Here is a 20241-nt window from a genome sequence, read left to right on the forward strand (position 1 = left end):
CTCCAGCAGAAGCGCTTGACGAGCTGCTGTCACGAATGAAAACACTTGGTGTTGCGACCACCGCTTGAGCCCGCCGGCGTTCTCGGCTGCACCTGTGGTACCTGCCGCCTGCATTTTTTCTCGCAGGCGGGCCGCAGGCGCCAGCCGGCGCCTGGCCTTCCCTGCGCCCTCCGACATTTCAGAGGGTGAGATCTGCAGCATGACCCGGGCAGGATCTGCCGCGGCAGCGCGACGTCACGCGTCGTTCGATGCGCTCCCTCGCGCGGCATCAATGGCGTCGTCCCCGCGAAGGCGGGGACCCATAACCCCAGGGAGCAGTTGGCTTGCGCAAGTCCAACCACCTCGCGTCACGACTTGGTTCGGTGGTTATGGGTCCCTGCGTTCGCAGGGACGACAGCAGTGTGTTTGGCCCGACGCTCAGCCCTGTCTTCTCACCCGTGCACCACCGCCTTCGCGATCAAACAATGAATGCCCTTGGAGCCGTTGACGGTCTGGGTCACCCGCAGGTCGGCGGCGAGGCTGCACAGCGTGTAGGCGTCCTCGCGCGACAAATTGCGCTTCTCGCCGAGCAGCACGATCATGTCGCGCAGCGCCTTCACCGCGCACTGGTCGAGGTCAGGGTCCATCGCCATCGTCATGTAGTGGGTGGCCGTCTCGGCGCGCGGATAGTCGAAGTTGAGATCCTTGCGCACAGTGAGACGGAAACGCCCCTGCAGCGCGGTCTCGATCGCGGTGACGCAGACCTCGCCGTCGCCCTGCACGCCGTGGCCGTCGCCGCAGGAGAACAGCGCGCCCGGCACGAACACCGGCAGATACAGCTTGGCGCCGGCGCCGAGCTCCTTGTTGTCGAGATTGCCGCCCATCGCACGCGGGATCAGCGAGGTGATGCGGCCCCAGGCCGGCGGCGGCGCCACGCCCATCACGCCGAAGAACGGCGCCAGCGGCAGCTCCAGGCCCCACGGCAGCTTGCCGACCATCCGGTCCTTGTCGAGCGGGATGTTCATCAGCCGGCTCTCGTGGAAATCGTCGGGCAGGGTGCCCGCCAGCGGCCGGATGAAATTGTAGCCCCAGTCCTGCCGCAGCTGGACGTCGAGGATCTCGACCTCGAGCACGTCGCCGACCTCCGCGCCCTTGACCGCGATCGGGCCGGTCAGGATGTGGCCGGGCACCATGCGCTCGCTGCGGGCGTGGACGTCGAACAATTCCGGCGGCACGTGGAATTTGCTGGTGTCGGGCACCACGTCGGGCCCGCCGCTGATCGAATCGATCGTGACCTCGTCACCGCTGTCGATCGTGAGCACCGGCTTCAGCCGGGATTCGAAGAAGCCCCAATGGCAGGTCTCGGGGCTCGCGTGCAGATGGTGATGGGCCATGGTCCTCTCATTCGTACCGGTTCGGGACCGAGCATAGCGCATCCGCTGGCCGCCGCAGAGAGATGGCGACGCATGGCCGCTGTCGTGTATGAGGGCGGCCGTGGCACCTCACTCCGCGCCGGAGTTCGCAATGTTCTTTGTGCTGTCGAAGACGCTCGGCCTGCTGGCACTGCCGACCAATTTCATGATCGCGCTGGGCCTCGCAGGCGCCATCCTGATGCTGACCCGGTTTGCCGTGCTGGGGCGCAGGCTGGTCGTCTCGGCCATGCTGCTGCTGGCGATCGTCGGCCTGACGCCGCTCGGCAGCCTGATGCTCTATCCGCTGGAGAGCCGGTTTCCGAAATGGGACCCGGCTAATGGCGCGCCCGACGGCATCATCGTGCTCGGTGGTCCCGTCGATTCCGACCTGTCGGTCATGTACGGCATGCCGGTGACGGTGGCGGGCGCCGACCGGGTGATCCAGGCCGCCGCGCTGGCGCGGCGCTATCCGAATGCGCGCATCCTGTTCACCGGCGGCAGCGCCAACCTGATCGCGACAGAGGCCAAGGAGGCCGATGTCGGCGCCGAGATCCTGCTCAGCCTCGGCGTGCCGAAGGAGCGGCTGCTGCTGGAGCGGCAGTCGCGCAACACCTACGAGAATGCGATCTTCTCCAAGGCGATGATCTCTCCGAAGCCGGGCGAGCGCTGGCTGCTGGTGACCTCGGCCTATCACATGCCGCGTTCGGTCGGGCTGTTCCGCAAGGCCGGCTTTCCGGTCGAGCCCTATCCGGTGGACTGGCGCGTCGGCCGCGTGCTCGACTTCGACGGCATCTCGCTGCTCGGCCTGCGGCGCGCCGACATCGCCGTGCGCGAATGGGTCGGGCTCGTGGCCTACCGCCTGCGCGGCCGCATCGACGATCTGTTTCCGGGACCGGCCTAGGCAATCGTCTTGCTGAAGCCCGCCGCTTTCGCCGCCAGCTCGCCGCGCACGCGCGCGACGACCGGCTCGTAGCGGCAGCTCGAATCCTGCCGGAACAGCCGCGCGCTCGGATACCACGGGCTGTCGTCGCGATCCCTGAGCCAGCGCCAGTCGGCCAAGTATGGCAGCATGATCCAAGTCGGCCGTCCGAGCGTGGCGGCGAGATGCGCGACGCTGGTGCAGACCGTGACGACGACATCGAGACAGGAAATCAAGGCCGCCGTCTCGACGAAGTCGGTCAGCTCGCCGGTGAGGTCGCGGATGCCGCCCTGCTGCGCCAGCAGCGCTCTGTCCGAGGGCCGCAGCTCCTTTTGCAGGCTGACGAAATCCGCGTCGAGATCGAGCAGCGGCAGCAAGGTCGACAGCGGCATCGAACGGTTGCGATCGTTGCCCTGATGCGGATTGCCGGACCAGACGAGGCCGACCCGCAGCCGGTCATGCGCTCCGAGCCGCCGCTCCCAGGCCGCGATGCGCTCGGCCGGCAGTGGCGGGAGATAGCTTGGCGGTGGAATGGTATCGAGCGTGGTGCCGAAGGCCAGCGGCAGGCTCATCACCGGGCAGTGCATATCGAAGACCGGCCGCTGCAGGTCCGGCGCGTAGGCGAGGCATTGCGTCACACCGTCGATGCCGGCCATCAGCGGCCGCAGCGCCTCGCGCACCACCAAGATCACCTTGGCGCCGCGCGCGGCGACCATCGGCACGTAGCGGGCGAACTGGATGGTGTCGCCGAAACCCTCGTCCTCCTCGATCAGGAGGGTCCTGCCGGAAATGTCCTCTTTGCCCAGCCATTTCGGTTCGACAAAGCGCGGATAGTCGATCGAGAAATCCGGCATGGCCCAGCGCGCCTCGCGCCGGGCCCAGCCGGAGACGAAGTCGCCGCACTGCAGCTCGATATGCGCGAGCTGCCACGCCGCCTTGGGATGATCGGGGACGAGCGCGAGAATCTGCCGGTAGACGGCAGCAGCATCCTCGAAACGCAGGAGCTGCATCAGCGCAAAACCCTTGTTGAGCAGCACCTCGACGAAGTTCGGGCGCAGGCTCAGCGCCTCGTCGAACCACGGCAGCGCCTCCGCGTTGCGGCCGAGGCAGACGAACGCATCGCCGAGATTGTTGCTGGCCATCGCCTCGGTTGGCGCCAGCGCATGCGCGCGTTCACAATCGGCCAGATACGCGTCGTAGTGTTTGAGCTCGCGGAGGCACCGGGCGCGCATCTGCAGCGACTGCAGGTCATTCGGCTGCTGCGTCAGGCAGATCGTGAAGGCCTGGGCAGCTTCCTCATAACGCTGCTGCTGATGCAGCAGCAGGCCGCTCTGGAACGCGGCCTCGCGGTGCGAAGGATCGATCGTCAGCGCGTGCTGATAGCTCAGCAGCGCCTCGGCGCCACGGTCGAGCGCCAGCAGCACGCCGCCCATATGCTTCCACAACTCGGCCTCGTCGGGCTTGAGCTGGATCGCCTTGTCGAAGACGGCGAGGGCGTCGTCGAGCCGGCCCATCTGCTTCAGAGTGAAGCCGAGGCTGGTGAGATAGTCGATCTTCGGCGTCTGTCGGATCGCGCGCGAGAACCACGCAACGGCATGGTCGTGCTGGCCGGTCTGCAGCGCGATGATGCCCATCAGCGCAAGGCTGTCGGCGTGGGCCGGGTCGGCCGCCAGCGCCTGCTCGCAGCACATCTGGGCATCGAGCAGACGCCCTCCGCCGAGGTGATGCAGTCCCGCCTCGTAGAGCGCGGCGGGCGACAGCACGGGCGTTCCGCCGGGGCCGGCCGTTGCGCTCTTGGCGCCTTCCTTCCGGTCGCTGCGGGTCATCGACTGATCCTGTCCGAGGATCGAAAATTCATAAGTGATTCCCGTAATATCGAGAAGGATCATGGTATGGCGGGCGAGCCCGAGGGCGGAAATACTGGCATCACGCGGTGCGAGGGTCTAACAAGCGCTCCGAAGTCGAACCACGCATTGGACCGGCAGCGGTGCGGTAGGGAGGGAGCGCCACATGCAACAGCCGAACGGGACGGACAGGCTGGATCTGGCGGCCATGGTGGCCGATCTCAACGGCCTGCTGCGGCTGAAGACGACCGTGATCGGCATCAAGATGTTCGCCCGCGTCGAGGACATGGAAGCGGTGGAGAAGATCCGCCGGCCCAACGCGGTGCACACCACCGACCAGATCGTCAGCATGGCCTCGCGGCTCGGCTGGACAGTCGGCATCACCGGAGATGATCTGGTCGGCGCGCAGTGCCGCGCGGTGATCGGGCTCGGCCCGCAGGACGACACCTGGCTCGAGGGCGCGAACTATGTCGGCGTCTGGCACGGCACGGCGGAGGACGCGCGCAAGCGACAGGAGGCGCTGGATGTCGTGCCGTTCGGCCGCTACCAGGCCATGGCCGTCAGCCCGCTGTCGAGCGGCCGGCTGGATCCGCCGGACATCTGCCTAGTCTATGCGACGCCGGGACAGATGATCATCCTGATCAACGGCCTGCAATATGTCGGCTACAAGAAGTTCGAATGGGGCGTCGTCGGCGAGACCGCCTGCGCCGACTCCTGGGGACGCGCGCTGAAAACCGGCGAGCCGAGCCTGTCGCTGCCATGCTTCGCCGAGCGCCGCTATGGCGGCGTGCCGGACGAAGAGATGCTGATGGCGCTGAAGCCATCCGATCTCGCCAAGGCGATCGCCGGCATGAAACAGCTTGCCAGGAACGGCCTGCGCTACCCGATCGCCCCCTACGGCATCCAGAACGACGTCCGCGCCGGAATGAATGTGTCTTATGGAAAAAAGTAGACCCGCAAACTCCGTCATTGCGAGCGCAGCGAAGCAATCCAGGGCTGAGGACGGGACTCTGGATTGCTTCGTCGCTGCGCTCCTCGCAATGACGGGGCACTAAAATCGCAGCTGATCGCTAGGGAACAAGAATGACGTCATCCAAGTTCGATATCATCGTCTATGGCGCGACCGGTTTCACCGGGCAGCTCGTCGCTGAATATTTGGCCACGCAATATCGCGGCGACAGCTCGCTGCGCTGGGCGATGGCTGGTCGCAGCCTCGACAAGCTCGCGTCCGTGCGCGATGCGATCGGCGCGCCCGCCGATACGCCGCTGATCGCGGCCGATGCCGCCGATCCTGCATCCCTAAAGGCCATGGTGGCGCAGACGAAGCTGGTGCTGACCACCGTCGGTCCCTATCAGCTCTATGGCAACGAGCTCGTCGCGGCCTGCGCCGAGACCGGCACCGACTACGTCGATTTGTGCGGCGAGCCGGTGTGGATGCGGCAGATGATCGACAAGCATCAGGCCACCGCCGAGAAGAGCGGCGCGCGCATCGTGTTCTCCTGCGGCTTCGATTCCGTGCCGTTCGAGCTCGGCGTCTATTTCGTGCAGCAGCAGGCCAAGAAGGTGCTCGGCGCCGCAGCGTCGCGTGTGAAGGGCCGCGTCCGCGGCATGAGCGGCACGCTCTCGGGCGGCACCGCGGCGAGCGCCAAGGCGACCTTCGATGCGGTCGCCAAGGATCTGAGCCTGGTCGCGATCCTCAAGGACTCGTTCGCCCTGACGCCCGGCTTCAAGGGTCCGAAGCAGCCGTCGGGCAACAAGCCCGTCTATGAGGAAGATCTGCAGTCCTGGACGGCGCCGTTCATGATGGCGCTGATCAACACCCGCAATGTCCACCGCTCCAACATGCTAATGGGTTTTCCCTACGGGCAGGACTTCGTCTATGACGAGATGGTGCTGACCGGCCCGGGCGAGAAGGGCGAGGCCAACGCCAAGAAGGTGATGGCGGCGAATGCCGAGAAAACCGGCCCCAACGCGCCGAAGCCGGGCGAGGGTCCCTCGAAGGAGGAGCGCGAGAACGGCTACTACAATCTTCTCTTCGTCGCGATAGCCCCCGACGGCCGCCAGGTCCGCGCATCCGTGAAGGGCAACCGCGATCCCGGCTACGGTTCGACCTCGAAGATGATCAGTGAATGCGCCGTCGGCCTGTTGCGCGACGGCGCCGGCGTGGAGGGCGGGTTCTGGACCCCGGGCGCGGCGCTCCGCGACAGCCTGATCCAGCGGCTGGTGGACCACGCCGGCCTGACGTTCACGGTGGAGGGCTAAGAGCGGTGGAATCCATCCGCCGCGGCCCAGAGAGCAACCATGACGTCGGCTAAATTCGACATCGTCGTTTATGGTGCAACCGGTTTCACCGGCCAACTCGTGGCCGAGTACCTCGCCGCGCGCGATAGCGGCGAAGCCAAGCTGAGCTGGGCCATGGCCGGGCGCAGCCGCGACAAGCTCGCCAAGGTGCGCGATGCGGTCGGAGCGCCGCCTGATCTGCCGCTGATCGTGGCCGATTCAAGCGACCCCGGCTCCATTCGCACGATGGTCGATCAGGCTAGACTGGTGTTGACTGCGGTCGGACCCTATCAGCTCTACGGGGCCGATGTGCTCGCCGCCTGCGTCGCTGCGGGGACCGATTATGTCGATCTCTGTGGCGAGCCGCTGTGGATGCGCCAGATGATCGAGAAGCATCGAGATGAGGCGGAGCACAGCGGCGCAAGAATCCTGTTCTCGTGTGGCTTCGACTCGGTGCCGTTCGAGCTCGGCGTGCTGTTCGTGCAGCAGCAGGCAAAACAGGTGCTAGGTGCGCCACAGCCGCGCGTGAAGGGGCGCATTCGCGGCATGAGCGGCTCGCTGTCGGGCGGCACTTCGGCGAGCGCCAAGGCAACAGCGGCGGCATTGACCGCCGATTTGAGCCTTGTGGCGATCATGAAGGACCCGTTCGCGCTGACGCCGGGATTCACCGGCCCGAAGCAGCCACCGGCCAACCGACCGATCTATGAGGAGGATCTCCAGTCTTGGGCCGCGCCGTTTGCAATGGCGCTGGTCAACACACGCAACGTCCATCGTGCCAACGTGCTGATGGGTTTTCCGTACGGGCAGGACTTTGTCTACGACGAAATGGTGCTGACGGGCGATGGAGAGGAAGGCCAAGCCAACGCCAAGTTGGTCATGGCGGCAAATGCCGAGAAGACCGGCCCGAATGCGCCCAAGGTCGGGGAGGGGCCCTCGAAGGAGATGCGGGACAACGGATACTTCGACCTGTTGTACGTCGCAGTGTCTCCCGACGGACGGCGCGTTTGCGCGTCGGTGAAAGGGAAGGGCGATCCCGGCTACGGTCTGACGGCGAGGATGATCAGCGAATGCGCCATCGGCCTGCAGCGCGATGGTGCCGTTGTGAAGGGCGGTTTCTGGACGCCCGGCGCCGCGCTCGGCGACAGCTTGATCAAGCGGCTGGTCGACCACGCCGGCCTGACGTTCACGGTGGAGGATTAGTAGGCTGCGATGTGCGGGCCGATCCCTGCGGATCGGTTCGCCTCGGCCTGATGGGCGCGCGTGGCGGCGATCATGCCCCACATCGTGCCGAGCATCAGGAAGAAATGCCGCCAGTGGTCGGTGTCGATGATGAAGCTTTCGCCGACGGTGCCGAGGAACGCCGAGAATACCGCGATGTAGGTGCGCTGCCAGGGCACGCGCACGAACAGATAGCGGAAGCCGAGAATGACAGTGGTGAACACCAGCGCGGGATAGCAGATGCCGGACAGCCAGCCACCCGACATGAAGGCGTTCAGATAGGAGTTGTGGGTGTCCTCGGGGAAGTAGTTGTGGAACTGCAGCGGCCCGATCCCGAACGGCAGGTCGAGTGCCATGTCGGCGCCGAGAATGTGGCGTCCGAAGCGGCCGAACCGGCCCTCGTCATAGCTCTGGTCGAAGCTTGCCCGCTGCTTGAACATGTCGGCGATGGAATCGATCGAGAGCAGAACGCCGATCAGGACGATGCCGGCCACGGCGGCCGCCAACGTCATGAAGATGATGCGGGAGCGCTCGCCCCGCGTCTGGCTGGTGAGCACCATCATCGCCAGCATGAAGGCGGCGGTGAGGACGAGGCCGCCCCAGGCCGCGCGCGAGAAGGCGAGCAGGATGGCGAGCGCCATCACGCCGAGCGCAAAGCTGGCGCGCAATGTCGCGGCGAAGCGGGCGGTCACGACGTTCTGCAGCGCGAGCAGCGCCGGCAGGATCAGGAACGCGCCGAGCACGTTGGGGTCCTTGAACGTCCCGCGAGCGCGGCCATACAAGGTGAGGAGATCGTAGCCACCGGGCACCAGATGGAAATAGCCGGCGACACCCGCGAGGGCCGCGATCGCGCCGCCCATCACGAGGCCGCGCCGGAGCATGTCGAGCCGCGCTTCGGTGTCGTCCGACGTGAGCATGGCAATGAAGATCGCCGTGAACGCCATGTACCAGGAGGTGGCGATCCAGGTCGCGATCTTGGAATCGTCGAGCAGCGGTATGGCGCTGATCGTGTAGCCGAGATTGACCAGGACCAGCAACAGGAGGAGCGGCAGGAAGACGAGGCGCAGCCTCATGCCGGTCGCGAAGAACACTGCGGCGGAGGCGAGCGTGACGAGCTCATAGGGGCTCGGTTCGATGAACACGATGGCGCCGGAGACCCCGACCAGCCAGACCAGCGTGCGCTGCAGGGCGACGACGCCCGGAGGGGCCATCGGCCTGGATGCGAACTCTTCGGCTGCTGCCGTCACGGCCATCGCGAACTCACACTCATACGCAACGCAGGGCGGGATCGGCCAGACACACGCGCGAAGCGGACGTGGGCCCGCTCCGGATCCCCGCAATCAATAGGCGTTCTCGCTCTTGGTCATCAGCGCCAGCGGCGTCTTGAGCAGGATGTAGAGGTCGAACAGCACGGACCAGTTCTCGATGTAGTAGAGGTCGAACTCGACTCGCTTCTGGATCTTCTCCTGGTTGTCGATCTCGCCGCGCCAGCCGTTGATCTGGGCCCATCCAGTGATCCCCGGCTTGACGCGGTGGCGGGCGAAGTAGCCGTCGACGGCCTCGTCGAACATCCGGTTCTGTAATTTGCCCTGCACGGCGTGGGGCCGCGGTCCGACCAGCGAGAGGTTGCCCTTGAACACCACGTTGAACAGTTGCGGCAGCTCATCGAGGCTGGTCTTGCGGATGAAGCGGCCGACGCGGGTCACACGTGGATCGTTCTTGGTGACGACCTTGGACGCCGTGGGATCAGCCTGATGGTGATAGAGCGACCGGAACTTGAAGACGTCGATGCGCTCGTTGTTGAAGCCGAACCGCTTCTGCCGGAACAGCACCGGTCCCGGGCTGTCGAGCTTGATCGCAAGCGCAACCAGCGCCATCACCGGCAGTGCGAGCAGCAGGATGAGGCCGCCGACCAGTCGATCGAACAGCATCTTCATCACCAGGTCCCAGTCGGTGATGGGAGCCTCGAACACGTCGAGCGTCGGGACCGCGCCCAGATAGGAGTAGGAACGCGGGCGGAAACGCAGCTTGTTGGTATGGGCCGAAAGGCGGATGTCGACCGGCAGCACCCACAGCTTCTTCAGCATGTCCAGGATGCGGGTCTCCGCCGAGATCGGCAGCGCGAACAGCACCAGGTCGACGCGGGTGCGGCGGGCAAACTCGACGATATCATCGACCTTGCCGAGCTTCGGCGCACCGGCGCAGGCCTCGAGCGATCGCGAGTCGTTGCGGTCGTCGAACACGCCGAGGATCTCGATCTCGGAGTCGTCCTGCGCCTTCAGCGCACGCACCAGGTCCTCGCCGCTCTGGTCGGCTCCGACGATGATGGTCCGTCGATCGAGACGTCCTTGCCTGGCCCAGCTGCGGATCAGGTTGCGCAGCACGACGCGGCTCGCGATCAGCGCGCCGAGCCCCACGAAGAAGAACGCGGCGAGCCAGAGACGGGAGACTTCGCTGCCGATCTTGGCGAAGAAGGACAGTCCTATGAACAGCAGGAACACGAAGCAGTAGGACGAGACCATCCGGGTCATCTGCCGCACCTGGGCGCGGAAGACCTGGATCTGGTAGATGTCGGCGGCCTGGAAGCACACCACCGTGCTCACGGCGAGGCCGACGATGGCAACGAGATACTCCCAATGGAAGCCGCTGAGCGGCACCACGTAGCCGAAATAGACGGCGCTGCCGACGACGCTCAGCAGTACGAAATCGGTGATGCGGACGATGCCGGCGAGGACGATCGGAGAGTAGGCGCGGTGAACCTTCTGATTGGCGACCGCCAGGGCCGCCGGCGACAGGCGGCGACGCCGTTCAACGGCCGGCTTGCCTGCCGCGGCCGTCGATGCGGCCGTGGCCGCAGCAGCATCCAACATCGAGCGAGCGTTGATCGGTTCCACAGTCGTACAAGCCCGGATTATGTTTGTTAGTATTTGTGGTCATGTAAGCGCTGATAGCGCCGGGGGAAATTCTCCACCGGCGGGATTAAGGGCCAAATCGGAAGAAACGGTTAGCGATGGTAAATGACGTCAGGTCTTGGTAAACGCCTCGCGGTAGCTGTCGAGCACGCCCTCGACCATCGCCTTCTGCGAGAAATGCTGGAAGATCCGCTCGCGCAGCGCCTTGGCGCGCAGCTGCGCGGTAGCCGGATCGTCCAGTGCGGCTGCAATGGCGTCGGCCAGCGCGGTCGCGTTGCCTGGCATGAACATCGCGTCGTCGTGCGCCCCGAAGATCTCGGGGATGCCGCCGACCCTCGCCGCGATCATCGGAACCCCAGCGGCTCCCGCCTCGATCACGACATAGGGCATGGAATCGCCACGCGATGGAACGACGAGCAGTCGTCCTTTGGAAAATCCGTCGCGGGCCTTCACATGGCCGATGAAACGCACTGCGGCCGCAAGACCGAGGCGTTCGACCTGAGCTTTGAGTTTCGACATCTCCTCGCCGTCGCCGCCCAAGGTCAGCGTCAGCGGCCGGCCACGGGAGCGCAACTGCGCGACAGCGTCGATCAGCAGATCCGTGCCCTTGATGTGCCTGAACTCGCCGACATAAGCCAGGTCGGTCTGGTCCTGAGCCGGCGTGACCGGGTCGAATTCGCCTGCAGTGACGCCGTTGAAGACGCAATTCACCAATCCGTTGGGATGGCCGATCATGCGCTCATAGGTATCGCGGGCGAAGGCGCTCTCGAACAGGAAGAGATCCGTCCGGTTCATCAGCGCACGTTCAAGCCGGCCATACAGCGCGCCTTTGAGCGTGTCGAGCGGGTAGTGCAGCGAGCCGCCGTGAGGCGTGTAGATGCGGATCGTTCCAGGCCGATGCGGCAGCAGGCGTACGAACGCGCCGGCTTTGGCGCCGTGGCCGTGCAGCACGTCGGGGGCGAGCGCGCGGGAGAGGCGATGGAATCGGCTGAGTGCCAGAATGTCGCTCGGCCAAGGCTCCCGATGAATGGGAACGCGGTGCACGCCGAGTGTCAGGCGAGGCGCGATCTGGGCCAGCGCGGCATCGGCGCGTTCGCCGCCGGTCAGGCTGTCCGCAATGATGCCCACGTCATGCCCGCGATCGACCTGGCCGTTGGCAAGGTCGAGGATGTGCCGAAAGATGCCGCCGACGGGAGCTCTGACCGCGTGAAGGATTTTGAGAGGTTTGTTCTGCGACGGTGCCATGTCGAACTCGCCCGCGCCTTCGGCCTGCGCGTGGTTTAGCCAGGCGTCGCTGCGCGAGCTGATCTGACGACTGGCGGATAGAGGAAGCACGGGCGCCTCTCGTCGCTGAATATTGATAGCTCCAACCTCGATAGAGGCTTGATGGTTAACAAAGTCTCACTTGTCGTCACTGCCGGGCAGGTTCGCTCCAGCATTGTGACGATCTGGCGCAAGCCTACGTGCTGCGAGCAGCATTTGGCGAAGGATGACGATTGTTTGATAGGGCGAGGTTGCAGGCGCTCCGGTTAACCCGTCAGCAACCTTAATGGAGTGTAATTGTACCACGTATGGTAGCGGCGTGGTGTAGGTCTCGCGGGAGTGGATGATGCGGTTGGCGTTCTGGCGTGCCGGCAAGAAGACACAGGTTGACGGGGCCTCCGTCCGACCCGTGACAGGCTCGCCATCGTCGGCGGAGCCGGGCCCGGCCGGCGATCTCGATCTCCGGCTGGTCGGCCGCGCCTTGGCACGAAAGCGTGGCTTCATTCTTTTGCCGACGCTTCTCGCTCTCGTTCTGTCGATCACCGCGGTCAACATGATCACGCCGCGCTACAAGTCCGAAGCGCGGATCCTGATCGACGGCCGCGAGAACGTGTTCGTGCGGCCGAACGGGGAGCGTACCGAAGAGCGGACGGCACTCGATGCCGAGGCGGTCACGAGCCAGGTGCAACTGGTCCTGTCGCGAGATCTGGCGCGCGACATTATCGCGAAGAACAGGTTGGGCGAGCTGCCGGAGTTTGATCCCGTCCTGCGCGGCGTGTCGCCGCTGAAGTCGGTCTTGGCGATGGTCGGGCTCGTGAAGGATCCGCTTGCCATGACGCCGGACGAACGCGTCATGGATGCCTATTACGAACGCCTGACCGTCTACGCCGTCGACAAATCGCGCGTCCTCGTCGTCGAGTTCCAGTCGCAGGATCCGGCGCTTGCGGCGAAGGTCGCGAATTCGATCGCGGACGGCTATCTCGTTGTTCAGCAGAACGCGCGGCAGGCGCAGGCGAAGTCGGCCAGCCAGTGGCTGGCTGGGGAGATCCAGGGCCTGCGCAAGAAGGTCGAGGAGGCGGAATCGCGGGTCGAGGAGTTCCGCGCCAAGTCGAATTCGTTCATGGGGACCAACAACACCTCGCTGTCCAACCAGCAGATGGGCGAGGTCAATACCCAGCTCAACAATGCGCGCGCCTTGAAATCGGATGCCGAGACCAAGGCGCGGCTGATCCGCGAGATGCTGCAGAGCGGCCAGCCGATCGAAGCGTCCGAGGTGCTCAATTCGGAGCTGATGCGGCGCTTGTCGGAGCAGCGCGTGAGCCTGCGCGCGCAACTCGCGGAACAGTCGTCGACGCTGCTCGACAATCATCCGCGCATTAAGGAACTGAAGGCGCAACTGGCTGATCTCGACCGCCAGATCCGCGACGAGGCCGGCAAGATCTCCCGCTCGCTCGACAGCGACGCGCGCATCGCCGACGGGCGGGTGCAGATGCTGAGCCAGAGCCTCGATCAGGCCAAGAAGCAGGCCACCTCGACCAATGGCCTCGATGTCCAGCTGCGGGCGCTGGAGCGGGATGCCAAATCGCAGCGCGACCTGCTGGAATCGTATCTCGCCAAATACCGCGAGGCGAACACCCGTGAGTCGCTCGACACGCCGCCGGCGGATGGACGGATCATCTCGCGGGCGGTGGTGTCCAACACACCGGCGTATCCGAAGAAGCTGCCGATCGTGCTGATCGCGACATTGGCGACCTTGATGCTGACCTCGGGCGTGGTCATCACCGGCGAGCTGCTGCGCCTCACGGCGCCGCGTGCGGTTGGCCCGGCCGCCCCGGCCATGAGCAGCATGGCCGACGTCATGGTGCTCGCGGCGCGGGTCGAGCCGATGATCGCCCCGCGTACGGTCTCCGCGTCGCCGGCCGTTGCACCACCTTCGACGTCGGCGCCGGTTGAGGCCGCGCGTCCGGCTTCGGTACCGCCGCCCCCCACGGCCATGCAGCCGGCCGAGGCGCCGTCGGCCGAGCCGGTCAAGCCTGCGCCGCCACCGCTGAACGAGTTCGAGCAACTCGCCGCCGATCTGCTCGGCGCGGGCGAGGGCGCCCGCAAGGTCACCGTGCTCGGCACGGCCGGCGGCGAGGCCGTCACGTCCACTGCGCTCGCGATCGCCCGCACCATGGCGGCGCAGGCGCGCGTGGTGCTGGTTGACCTCGCCGGCAGCCCGCAACTGCTTGCGGGCGTCTCGGTCGATCCGGCCGCGCCCGGGCTGATCGAGCTGATGCTGGGCGAGGCATCGTTCGCGTCCATCATCACCAAGGACCAGGCCTCGCGGCTGCACATCGTCAATGCTGGCCGTCCCGGCGCCGACCGCAGCCAACTGCAATCGCCGCGGCTCGCGCTCGCGATCGACGCACTGTTGCGCGTCTACGACCACGTCCTGCTCGACGCTGGCAATGCCTCCGATCTGCCGGCCGAGCTCCTGACCGCGGGCGCGCGCGCCGTCGTCGTGCCCGATCCCAAGATGGCCGCCGAGGCGCGCAGCCAGATGAGCGAGCAGCTGCGCGAGGTCGGCTTCGGCGCCGTCACCATGCTGAAGGCACCGGCCGGAGGCGCCAACCGCAACCAGCCGGGGCCGCGCGGCGTCGCCGCCTAATCTTCGGCCCTCTCGTCAGCCTTGGCGGCGCCGCCACGCGATTGCAGCGCGCCGCGCAGCTGTTGCGCCAGACGGAACAGGGCAGGGCTGTGCTTGACGGCATGCTTGGCCCGTCCAACCGCAGCCATCGTCGTCGCGGCGACGCGCCCCCGCGCGGTCAACGACATGAAGCTGTCGAAGATCGGCTCGTCATTCTTGCAGAACATCCGCTTGTAGTCGTCCGATCCGATGCCGAGATCGAGGGCACGAAAATCCTGTTGCGCGTAGTGATCGATGATCGAGCGCATCAGGATCAGTCCGGGACTCCAGCGCGCATTCTCCGACAACGTGTAGGTGTTGAACATCATCGAGAAGCGCGCCCCGTCGGCCACGCCGGCAAACAGTGCGATGATCTCGGCGTCGCAGCGCAGTGCGTGGATATCGATGGCGCGATGCCCGCAGTCGAGCTTTGCCATACAGGCGCTTCGCACGAAGGCCTCGATGCAGGGCTCGGCGAACACGTTCGGCAGCCTCTGCTCGGCCATGCGGATCGGCTTGGTGCGGAAGAACCAGTCGAGCAGTTCGGCGATCTCGGCGTCGCTGCTCGCGACCATGTAGCGGTAGCCGGGCAGCGTCTGCAGCTTCTTTTCCTTGCTCTTCAGCCGCTTTCGGAACGAATTCGACAACAGCGCCGTCGGCGCAGCCCCCGGCGGCATCAACAGCACCGGACAGTCGTTCACCGACGGCTGGTGCGGCCATTGCGCCAGCGGATTGGCGAGATCGCGCCAGCGCTCCGGCTGCTGTGTCAAGGCGAGCAGGTCGACACCGCCGCGATCGCGCAGCCCTGCGAGCAGGACGTCGAGATCGCCGGCGCTGGCGCGCGCGGCGAATTCGCGATCCATCAGCGGCATGTTGAAGGTCGTATGCTTGCCGCCCATGAAGGTGGCGATGCGCACGCCGCAGGCGTGCCGCAACGTCAGCGGCAGCAGCAGCAGCGGGCGTTGCTCGGCATCACGCCCGATAACGATGAACGGCGTCGCATGCTCGCGCGCGCCGACGTCGCGCTGCCATGCGCCGAGCAGATCGAAGCGCTGGTAGGGCGTCGAGACATGTTCGGGGACTTCGAGCGCGCGCCAGACCGGCTCGGCGGCAGCCAGATCGGACACGATCTCCACCCGCGCGAGCCCCGACGGCAGCCGCCGCGCGGGCGCCTGCGCCGTCCGGCTCTCGATCACGGCGGCCATGGTCATCGCGCAGCTCGCGTTGTCGTGGAATTTTGTTGCTTGACGTCCGGAGACCCTCGCAAAGAAGTCTCAACAAAAGGTAATGGCAATGACGTCGTCCCAAATCGGGAATGGCACAAACAAAGACCTGTTCAAATCGGCAGCGGCCACGCGATCTTGACGGCGGACGATCGCTATCATCGGATGGCGGTGATCATGACGCGATCGCGCCACGGTCTGTCCGCATCAGGTGGGCGCGGACGGTCTGGTTTCAAGTGGGATTCGGGGAAGGGGCGCGGGAATTGTCGTCGGACAACAGGTGGCTGCGCAGCGCCCGGCTCGAGCTGGCCTATTTCAGCGGTGGCACGCTGCTCGCGTCGCGCGCCACGGGTGGCGCGGGCGCCGTGCTGCGGTTCGAGCGCGTGCGCCCGCGGCGCAAGGGCGCGTTCCAGCCGCTGAAATGCGCGGAGATCACCCCCGTTTTCCTCGACAAGGTGATCCGGGCGCTGAAGCGCTGGGGCTATGACATCGTCTCGCTCGACGAGGCCTGCGACCGCGCCGTGCGCCTTCCCCAAAGCAGCCGCTTCGCCTGCCTGAGCTTCGACGGCACCGCGAGGGACCTGATCACGCACGCCTATCCGGTGCTGGCGCGCCACGGCGTGCCGTTCACCGTTTACGTGCCCTCGGCCTTCCCCGATGGGCTCGGCGAAGCCTGGTGGCTGGCGCTGGAGGCCGTGATCGCGCGCGAGGCCCGCATCAGCCTTGTGATCGATCATCGTGAGCAGCGCTTCAACGTGGTCACGCCGGCCGAAAAATATGAGCTGTTCGCGTATCTTTCGGCGTGGCTGCGCAAGCTGCCTCCGGCCGAGCTGTCGATCGCGATCCGCGACCTCTGCGCGCGCCATTCGGTCGATCTCGCCGGCCTGAGCCGCGAGTCCTCGATGGACTGGACCGACATCGCCCGTCTCGCCGCCGACCCCAACGTCACGATCGGCAGTGCCACCGTGCACTATTCCGTGCTCGCCAATCTCCGGGATGCCGACGCCCAGCGCGAGATCACGATGGGCAAGGCGGTGCTGGAGACGGCGCTGCGCCGCCCGGTCCGGCACATGGCGTATCCGTTCGGCGACCGCTATTCGTTCCGCCGCAGCGACGTCGTGCTTGCGGAGCAGGCGGGCTTCGTCAGCGCGGCCTCGACGATGCCAGGCGTCGTGCAGAGCGAGGGCCGCACGCATCTGCACATGCTGCCGCGGATCGCCTGGGACGGCCGCTCGCGCTCGCTGCGCGCCTTGAAGGTGCTGATGGCCGGCATCACCCTGCCGCGGGAAAAATCCGCGCCGCAGCCGAAGCTCGATCTCGGCTGATCAGCCTTGCTGCCGCTCCGGATCCGGGCGCAGCATCCAGCTCACGATCGGCATCGCGGGCAGCACCCAGCCCATGCCGACGACGACGTAATAGACCGCCTGCAGCCAGCCGGAGTTGGCGATCAGGGGGAATTGCGCCATCACCATGCCCATCATCGACCAGGCGAAAGCGAGCAGGAGCAGCGCGACGGCGCCGATCAGTTTACGGGTGCGGATCGTCATGACGGGATTGTCAGCTTTGGCTGGGGGCGGCGCGGCTTGCGCGTGATTTCGCCGGGATTATAAGGGCCTGTCAGCCCCGGTTCAATCGAGCGTTCAACGTCCATGACCACGGTTCCCCGCACACGAGATCTCGCCGCGATCCGCATCTGGCTCCTCGCCGTGGCCGGCCTGATCGCGCTGATGGTGCTGGTCGGCGGCGCCACGCGGCTGACCGAATCCGGGCTGTCGATCGTCGAGTGGAAGCCGGTCACCGGCACCCTGCCGCCGTTGTCCGAGCAGGCCTGGACCGACGCCTTCGAGGCCTACAAGACCATTCCGCAGTATCGGCAGATGAATGCCGGCATGACCCTGCACGAGTTCAAGACCATCTTCTGGTGGGAATGGAGCCATCGGCTGCTCGGCCGCGTCATCGGCATGGTCTATCTGCTGCCCTTCCTGTGGTTCCTGTGGCGCGGCGCGGTGTCCGGCCCGCTCGGCCGCAGGCTGTGGCTGATCTTCGGCCTCGGCGCGCTGCAGGGCGCGGTCGGGTGGTGGATGGTGGCCTCGGGCCTCACCGAGCGCACCGAAGTGGCGCCTGTCCGTCTCGCGACGCACCTCGCGCTGGCGCTGTTGATCTATGCGTCGATCGTCTGGACCCTGCGCCGGCTTGCGTCGCGCGAGGAAACCGCGGCACCGGCGCGGCTGCGGCTCACCGCGTGGATGCTGGTCGGCGTCACCTTCGTGCAGCTCTATCTCGGCGCGCTGGTCGCCGGCCTGCGCGCCGGCCTCGTCTACAACACCTGGCCTGAGATCGACGGCGGCCTGATCCCGAAGGCGGCCAATCTGTGGATCCATTCGCCGTGGTGGATCAATCTGTTCGAGAACGATCTGACGGTGCAGTTCATGCATCGCATGACCGCCTACACGCTGCTCGCATTGGCAGCCTGGCACGCCTTCGACGTGATGCGTGCCGGCGTCGGCCGCGACGTGGTGCGTGGCGCGCACCGGCTGCTCGCCGCGATCCTGGTGCAGGCCGTGCTTGGGATCTTGACCCTGCTGGCGCTGGTTCCGATCTCGCTCGCGCTGCTGCATCAGGGCACGGCCATCATCGTGCTGACGTTCGCCGTGCTGCAAGCCGAACGCCTGTCGCCGCGGCGAGTGGCCGCAGTCGCCGTGCCGCAGACGGCCGTGGCGGCCGGGCAGGCGGGGTAGGGCGTTCTCGCGCTCGCTGTTGCAGTGACCTCCGCCGTCATTCCGGGGCGCCCGCAGGGCGAGCCCGGAATCCATTGAGCCGCGAGACACGCTGGAAAATGGATTCCGGGCTCGTGCTGCGCACGCCCCGGAATGACGGTGGAGAGACATTCGCGCAAGCCAACAAGCGTGACTACGCACGCTGCGCAATGATGTGAAGACAAACATCCTCATCCTCGCGCGCAATCACGCCGAGTTCTGCCGGTCGTTTCACCCTCGAAACACGCGAGGGCGCGGGGAAGGCCGGATGCCTGGCCGGCACCCATGGCCCGCGTGCAAAGAAAAAAGCACGCGGCGGTCACCACAGGTACGGCCGAAAACACCCGGCCTTCCCCGCGCGATGGTGTTAACGCTTATACGCGATCTCCCCGGGGACCGGGCTCTCTTGCCCCCGTCATCTCGCGCGATGCGTTGAGCACCGACACGAGACTTAGCGCCAGCGTCGGGGCGCCAGGACCACGCGACTTCGCCGTCCGTGACAGATCGCTCGTCCGCGCGAACTTTCGTCCGCGCACGGCCCGCCACGTCCACCGCATTCCCAATCCCACGCAACTGGACGATCCGGAAGCGCCCCTCGGCTGGACAGGAACAAAAAGAGAACATAAACTGATTTGCGTCGTTTGGCAAGCGTGGCGTGTCGCGGACATCGCCGGGTGGGGCGGACCATGCAATTCGAGTTCGATTGGGATCCGGCCAAGGCAGAGAGCAATCTGCGCAAGCATGGCGTTGCGTTTGAGCGGGCGATGAGCATCTTCAGCGATCCGTTGGCGCTCTCGCGTCTCGATGACGGATCTGGCGCAGACGAGGAACGATGGGTTACGATGGGACGCAATATTGCGCACGAGCTACTGCTGGTCGTGCATACGTACACGGAGCTATCGGCAGACCGCGCAGCGATCCGCATCATTTCTGTCCGTCGCCCGACCCGGCGCGAAATCCGCTCCTACGAGAATGGGTGATTCGATGAAGGATGAATACGATTTCTCGAACGCCGAACGCGGCAAGTTCTTTCGCAAGGGCGCGCGAATGCTGCCTCCGGTGCATCTCGAGCCTGATGTGCTCGATCACCTGACCGGGCTGGCCAGCGCGAGGGGCGTATCGTTGACCGAATTGGTCAACACGCTTCTCAAGGAGGATATTGAGCGGATCGAGGCTGCGAAATAGCTCTTTGGGAGTTTATGCGAGCACCTCATGATGCCTTCGCGACCGCGACACGGTTCGGGCGCGCTCGGACCGCGATCCGGCGTTTCGCGAGGCGTTGTTCCAGGAAGCCGTGAGTGCGCTGCTGCGCGGAGAGGTCGATGACGGCCGCGCCGGCCTGCGTGCGTATATCAACGCAACGATCGGCTTCGAGGCGTTGAGCAACGCGCTCGGGCGGCCGTCGAAGAGCCTGATGCGCATGTTAGGGCCATCCGGCAATCCCACGGCCGAGAACCTGCTTGGCGTGATCGGCGTGTTGCAGGCAGAGACAGGCGTGCAGCTCGACGTGCGCGTCGTGGCCGCGGAGTGAGTTACTGGCGCGCGGATCAACAAGATCACAGCTGCTCTCAACCAATGAAGAACGAATACGACTTCTCGAACGCCGAGTGCGGCTCGTCGTTGAACGAACTGGTCGCGACGCTCCTCAAGGAGGAGATCGCGCGGATCAAGGCGGCGAAATAGATATCAGGAGTGCCGCCGCCGCTGATCTTGGCAATAGCCGAGGGCCGTCCGTCGCAGGCGACCGCGGCGGATGAGGCTGTCTCC

The 20241-nt window shown here is 65.8% G+C and carries 18 protein-coding genes and 1 pseudogene; 11 read left to right on the forward strand and 8 right to left on the reverse strand.

Annotated features, from left to right (window positions below; all coding sequences use genetic code 11):
- Both ACQR0U_RS25120 and ACQR0U_RS25125 read right to left on the reverse strand, forming a co-directional pair.
- A pseudogene (locus ACQR0U_RS25120) lies at nucleotides 1–201 on the reverse strand (hypothetical protein); the annotation flags it as partial.
- Between the two features lie 230 nt (nucleotides 202–431).
- Nucleotides 432–1373, reverse strand: coding sequence for an acetamidase/formamidase family protein (locus ACQR0U_RS25125; protein WP_434843801.1), 942 nt, complete (start codon nucleotides 1371–1373; stop codon nucleotides 432–434).
- Nucleotides 1374–1503: 130 nt separating this feature from the next.
- On the opposite strand from ACQR0U_RS25125, the gene ACQR0U_RS25130 reads away from it, so the two are divergent.
- The gene (locus ACQR0U_RS25130) at nucleotides 1504–2292 is read left to right on the forward strand and encodes a YdcF family protein (RefSeq protein WP_315755032.1); all 789 of its coding nucleotides are present in this window, start codon (nucleotides 1504–1506) and stop codon (nucleotides 2290–2292) included.
- On the opposite strand, the gene ACQR0U_RS25135 is transcribed toward ACQR0U_RS25130, so the two are convergent.
- Nucleotides 2289–4136, reverse strand: coding sequence for a tetratricopeptide repeat protein (locus ACQR0U_RS25135; protein WP_434843800.1), 1848 nt, complete (start codon nucleotides 4134–4136; stop codon nucleotides 2289–2291). The two genes, ACQR0U_RS25130 and ACQR0U_RS25135, sit on opposite strands and share 4 nt — an antisense overlap.
- Before the next feature lie 184 nt (nucleotides 4137–4320).
- Between ACQR0U_RS25135 and ACQR0U_RS25140 the strand changes: the two genes are divergently transcribed.
- The 3 genes from ACQR0U_RS25140 (at nucleotide 4321) to ACQR0U_RS25150 (ending at nucleotide 7634) form a co-directional block, all read left to right on the forward strand.
- Entirely contained in the window at nucleotides 4321–5106 is a 786-nt protein-coding gene (locus ACQR0U_RS25140; protein WP_315711487.1) for a DUF169 domain-containing protein, read from the forward strand.
- Nucleotides 5107–5237: 131 nt separating this feature from the next.
- Entirely contained in the window at nucleotides 5238–6416 is a 1179-nt protein-coding gene (locus ACQR0U_RS25145; RefSeq protein WP_434843799.1) for a saccharopine dehydrogenase family protein, read from the forward strand.
- Between the two features lie 39 nt (nucleotides 6417–6455).
- Nucleotides 6456–7634 carry a saccharopine dehydrogenase family protein gene (locus tag ACQR0U_RS25150; RefSeq protein ID WP_434843798.1) on the forward strand — a complete coding sequence of 393 codons (1179 nt, stop codon included), beginning with the start codon at nucleotides 6456–6458 and terminating at the stop codon, nucleotides 7632–7634.
- Here ACQR0U_RS25150 and ACQR0U_RS25155 read toward each other — a convergent pair.
- The 3 genes from ACQR0U_RS25155 to ACQR0U_RS25165 all read right to left on the reverse strand — a co-directional run bounded on the left by ACQR0U_RS25155 (nucleotide 7631) and on the right by ACQR0U_RS25165 (nucleotide 11746).
- Nucleotides 7631–8905, reverse strand: coding sequence for an O-antigen ligase family protein (locus ACQR0U_RS25155; RefSeq protein ID WP_434843797.1), 1275 nt, complete (start codon nucleotides 8903–8905; stop codon nucleotides 7631–7633). The genes ACQR0U_RS25150 and ACQR0U_RS25155 overlap by 4 nt on opposite strands.
- Before the next feature lie 87 nt (nucleotides 8906–8992).
- Nucleotides 8993–10522, reverse strand: a complete 1530-nt coding sequence (locus tag ACQR0U_RS25160; protein WP_315755021.1) for an undecaprenyl-phosphate glucose phosphotransferase — start codon at nucleotides 10520–10522, stop codon at nucleotides 8993–8995.
- A gap of 153 nt (nucleotides 10523–10675) precedes the next feature.
- The gene (locus ACQR0U_RS25165) at nucleotides 10676–11746 is read right to left on the reverse strand and encodes a glycosyltransferase family 4 protein (RefSeq protein WP_315712597.1); all 1071 of its coding nucleotides are present in this window, start codon (nucleotides 11744–11746) and stop codon (nucleotides 10676–10678) included.
- Here ACQR0U_RS25165 and ACQR0U_RS25170 point away from each other — a divergent pair.
- Complete coding sequence (locus ACQR0U_RS25170; RefSeq protein ID WP_315712657.1) at nucleotides 11696–11848, forward strand: hypothetical protein; 153 nt, start codon at nucleotides 11696–11698, stop codon at nucleotides 11846–11848. The two genes, ACQR0U_RS25165 and ACQR0U_RS25170, sit on opposite strands and share 51 nt — an antisense overlap.
- Nucleotides 11849–12173: 325 nt before the next feature.
- Complete coding sequence (locus ACQR0U_RS25175; protein ID WP_434843796.1) at nucleotides 12174–14477, forward strand: GumC family protein; 2304 nt, start codon at nucleotides 12174–12176, stop codon at nucleotides 14475–14477.
- Here ACQR0U_RS25175 and ACQR0U_RS25180 read toward each other — a convergent pair.
- Nucleotides 14474–15706 (reverse strand): GNAT family N-acetyltransferase, encoded by a 1233-nt coding sequence (locus tag ACQR0U_RS25180; protein ID WP_315755017.1) that lies wholly within the window; start codon nucleotides 15704–15706, stop codon nucleotides 14474–14476. The genes ACQR0U_RS25175 and ACQR0U_RS25180 overlap by 4 nt on opposite strands.
- A gap of 275 nt (nucleotides 15707–15981) precedes the next feature.
- Between ACQR0U_RS25180 and ACQR0U_RS25185 the strand changes: the two genes are divergently transcribed.
- Nucleotides 15982–17043 (forward strand): polysaccharide deacetylase family protein, encoded by a 1062-nt coding sequence (locus ACQR0U_RS25185; protein WP_434843795.1) that lies wholly within the window; start codon nucleotides 15982–15984, stop codon nucleotides 17041–17043.
- Here ACQR0U_RS25185 and ACQR0U_RS25190 read toward each other — a convergent pair whose 3' ends face one another.
- Complete coding sequence (locus ACQR0U_RS25190) at nucleotides 17044–17265, reverse strand: DUF2842 domain-containing protein (protein WP_315711497.1); 222 nt, start codon at nucleotides 17263–17265, stop codon at nucleotides 17044–17046.
- Nucleotides 17266–17367: 102 nt separating this feature from the next.
- Between ACQR0U_RS25190 and ACQR0U_RS25195 the strand changes: the two genes are divergently transcribed.
- From ACQR0U_RS25195 to ACQR0U_RS25210, 4 genes are all read left to right on the forward strand, one after another.
- The gene (locus tag ACQR0U_RS25195) at nucleotides 17368–18456 is read left to right on the forward strand and encodes a COX15/CtaA family protein (protein WP_434843794.1); all 1089 of its coding nucleotides are present in this window, start codon (nucleotides 17368–17370) and stop codon (nucleotides 18454–18456) included.
- A gap of 704 nt (nucleotides 18457–19160) precedes the next feature.
- Nucleotides 19161–19454: a BrnT family toxin gene (locus ACQR0U_RS25200; protein ID WP_434843793.1), complete on the forward strand. Its 294-nt coding sequence runs from the start codon at nucleotides 19161–19163 to the stop codon at nucleotides 19452–19454.
- Nucleotides 19455–19458: 4 nt separating this feature from the next.
- On the forward strand, nucleotides 19459–19659 hold the full coding sequence (locus ACQR0U_RS25205; protein ID WP_315738305.1) for a hypothetical protein: 201 nt from the start codon (nucleotides 19459–19461) through the stop codon (nucleotides 19657–19659).
- A 109-nt stretch (nucleotides 19660–19768) separates the two neighbouring features.
- Complete coding sequence (locus ACQR0U_RS25210; RefSeq protein ID WP_434843792.1) at nucleotides 19769–20005, forward strand: transcriptional regulator; 237 nt, start codon at nucleotides 19769–19771, stop codon at nucleotides 20003–20005.
- Nucleotides 20006–20241 lie beyond the last annotated feature (236 nt).

The organism is Bradyrhizobium sp. HKCCYLRH3097 (assembly GCF_051167875.1).
Classification (GTDB): domain Bacteria; phylum Pseudomonadota; class Alphaproteobacteria; order Rhizobiales; family Xanthobacteraceae; genus Bradyrhizobium.

Excerpts from the sequence above, each read along its gene's own strand:
- ACQR0U_RS25150 (WP_434843798.1), top strand. The coding sequence starts at position 6,456 with ATGACGTCGGCTAAATTCGACATCGTCGTTTATGGTGCAACCGGTTTC.
- ACQR0U_RS25205 (WP_315738305.1), top strand. The coding sequence starts at position 19,459 with ATGAAGGATGAATACGATTTCTCGAACGCCGAACGCGGCAAGTTCTTT.
- ACQR0U_RS25155 (WP_434843797.1), bottom strand. The coding sequence starts at position 8,905 with ATGGCCGTGACGGCAGCAGCCGAAGAGTTCGCATCCAGGCCGATGGCC.
- ACQR0U_RS25170 (WP_315712657.1), top strand. The coding sequence starts at position 11,696 with ATGCCCGCGATCGACCTGGCCGTTGGCAAGGTCGAGGATGTGCCGAAA.
- ACQR0U_RS25195 (WP_434843794.1), top strand. The coding sequence starts at position 17,368 with ATGACCACGGTTCCCCGCACACGAGATCTCGCCGCGATCCGCATCTGG.
- ACQR0U_RS25175 (WP_434843796.1), top strand. The coding sequence starts at position 12,174 with ATGCGGTTGGCGTTCTGGCGTGCCGGCAAGAAGACACAGGTTGACGGG.
- ACQR0U_RS25130 (WP_315755032.1), top strand. The coding sequence starts at position 1,504 with ATGTTCTTTGTGCTGTCGAAGACGCTCGGCCTGCTGGCACTGCCGACC.
- ACQR0U_RS25180 (WP_315755017.1), bottom strand. The coding sequence starts at position 15,706 with ATGACCATGGCCGCCGTGATCGAGAGCCGGACGGCGCAGGCGCCCGCG.
- ACQR0U_RS25135 (WP_434843800.1), bottom strand. The coding sequence starts at position 4,136 with ATGACCCGCAGCGACCGGAAGGAAGGCGCCAAGAGCGCAACGGCCGGC.
- ACQR0U_RS25125 (WP_434843801.1), bottom strand. The coding sequence starts at position 1,373 with ATGGCCCATCACCATCTGCACGCGAGCCCCGAGACCTGCCATTGGGGC.
- ACQR0U_RS25200 (WP_434843793.1), top strand. The coding sequence starts at position 19,161 with ATGCAATTCGAGTTCGATTGGGATCCGGCCAAGGCAGAGAGCAATCTG.
- ACQR0U_RS25190 (WP_315711497.1), bottom strand. The coding sequence starts at position 17,265 with ATGACGATCCGCACCCGTAAACTGATCGGCGCCGTCGCGCTGCTCCTG.
- ACQR0U_RS25145 (WP_434843799.1), top strand. The coding sequence starts at position 5,238 with ATGACGTCATCCAAGTTCGATATCATCGTCTATGGCGCGACCGGTTTC.
- ACQR0U_RS25140 (WP_315711487.1), top strand. The coding sequence starts at position 4,321 with ATGCAACAGCCGAACGGGACGGACAGGCTGGATCTGGCGGCCATGGTG.
- ACQR0U_RS25160 (WP_315755021.1), bottom strand. The coding sequence starts at position 10,522 with ATGTTGGATGCTGCTGCGGCCACGGCCGCATCGACGGCCGCGGCAGGC.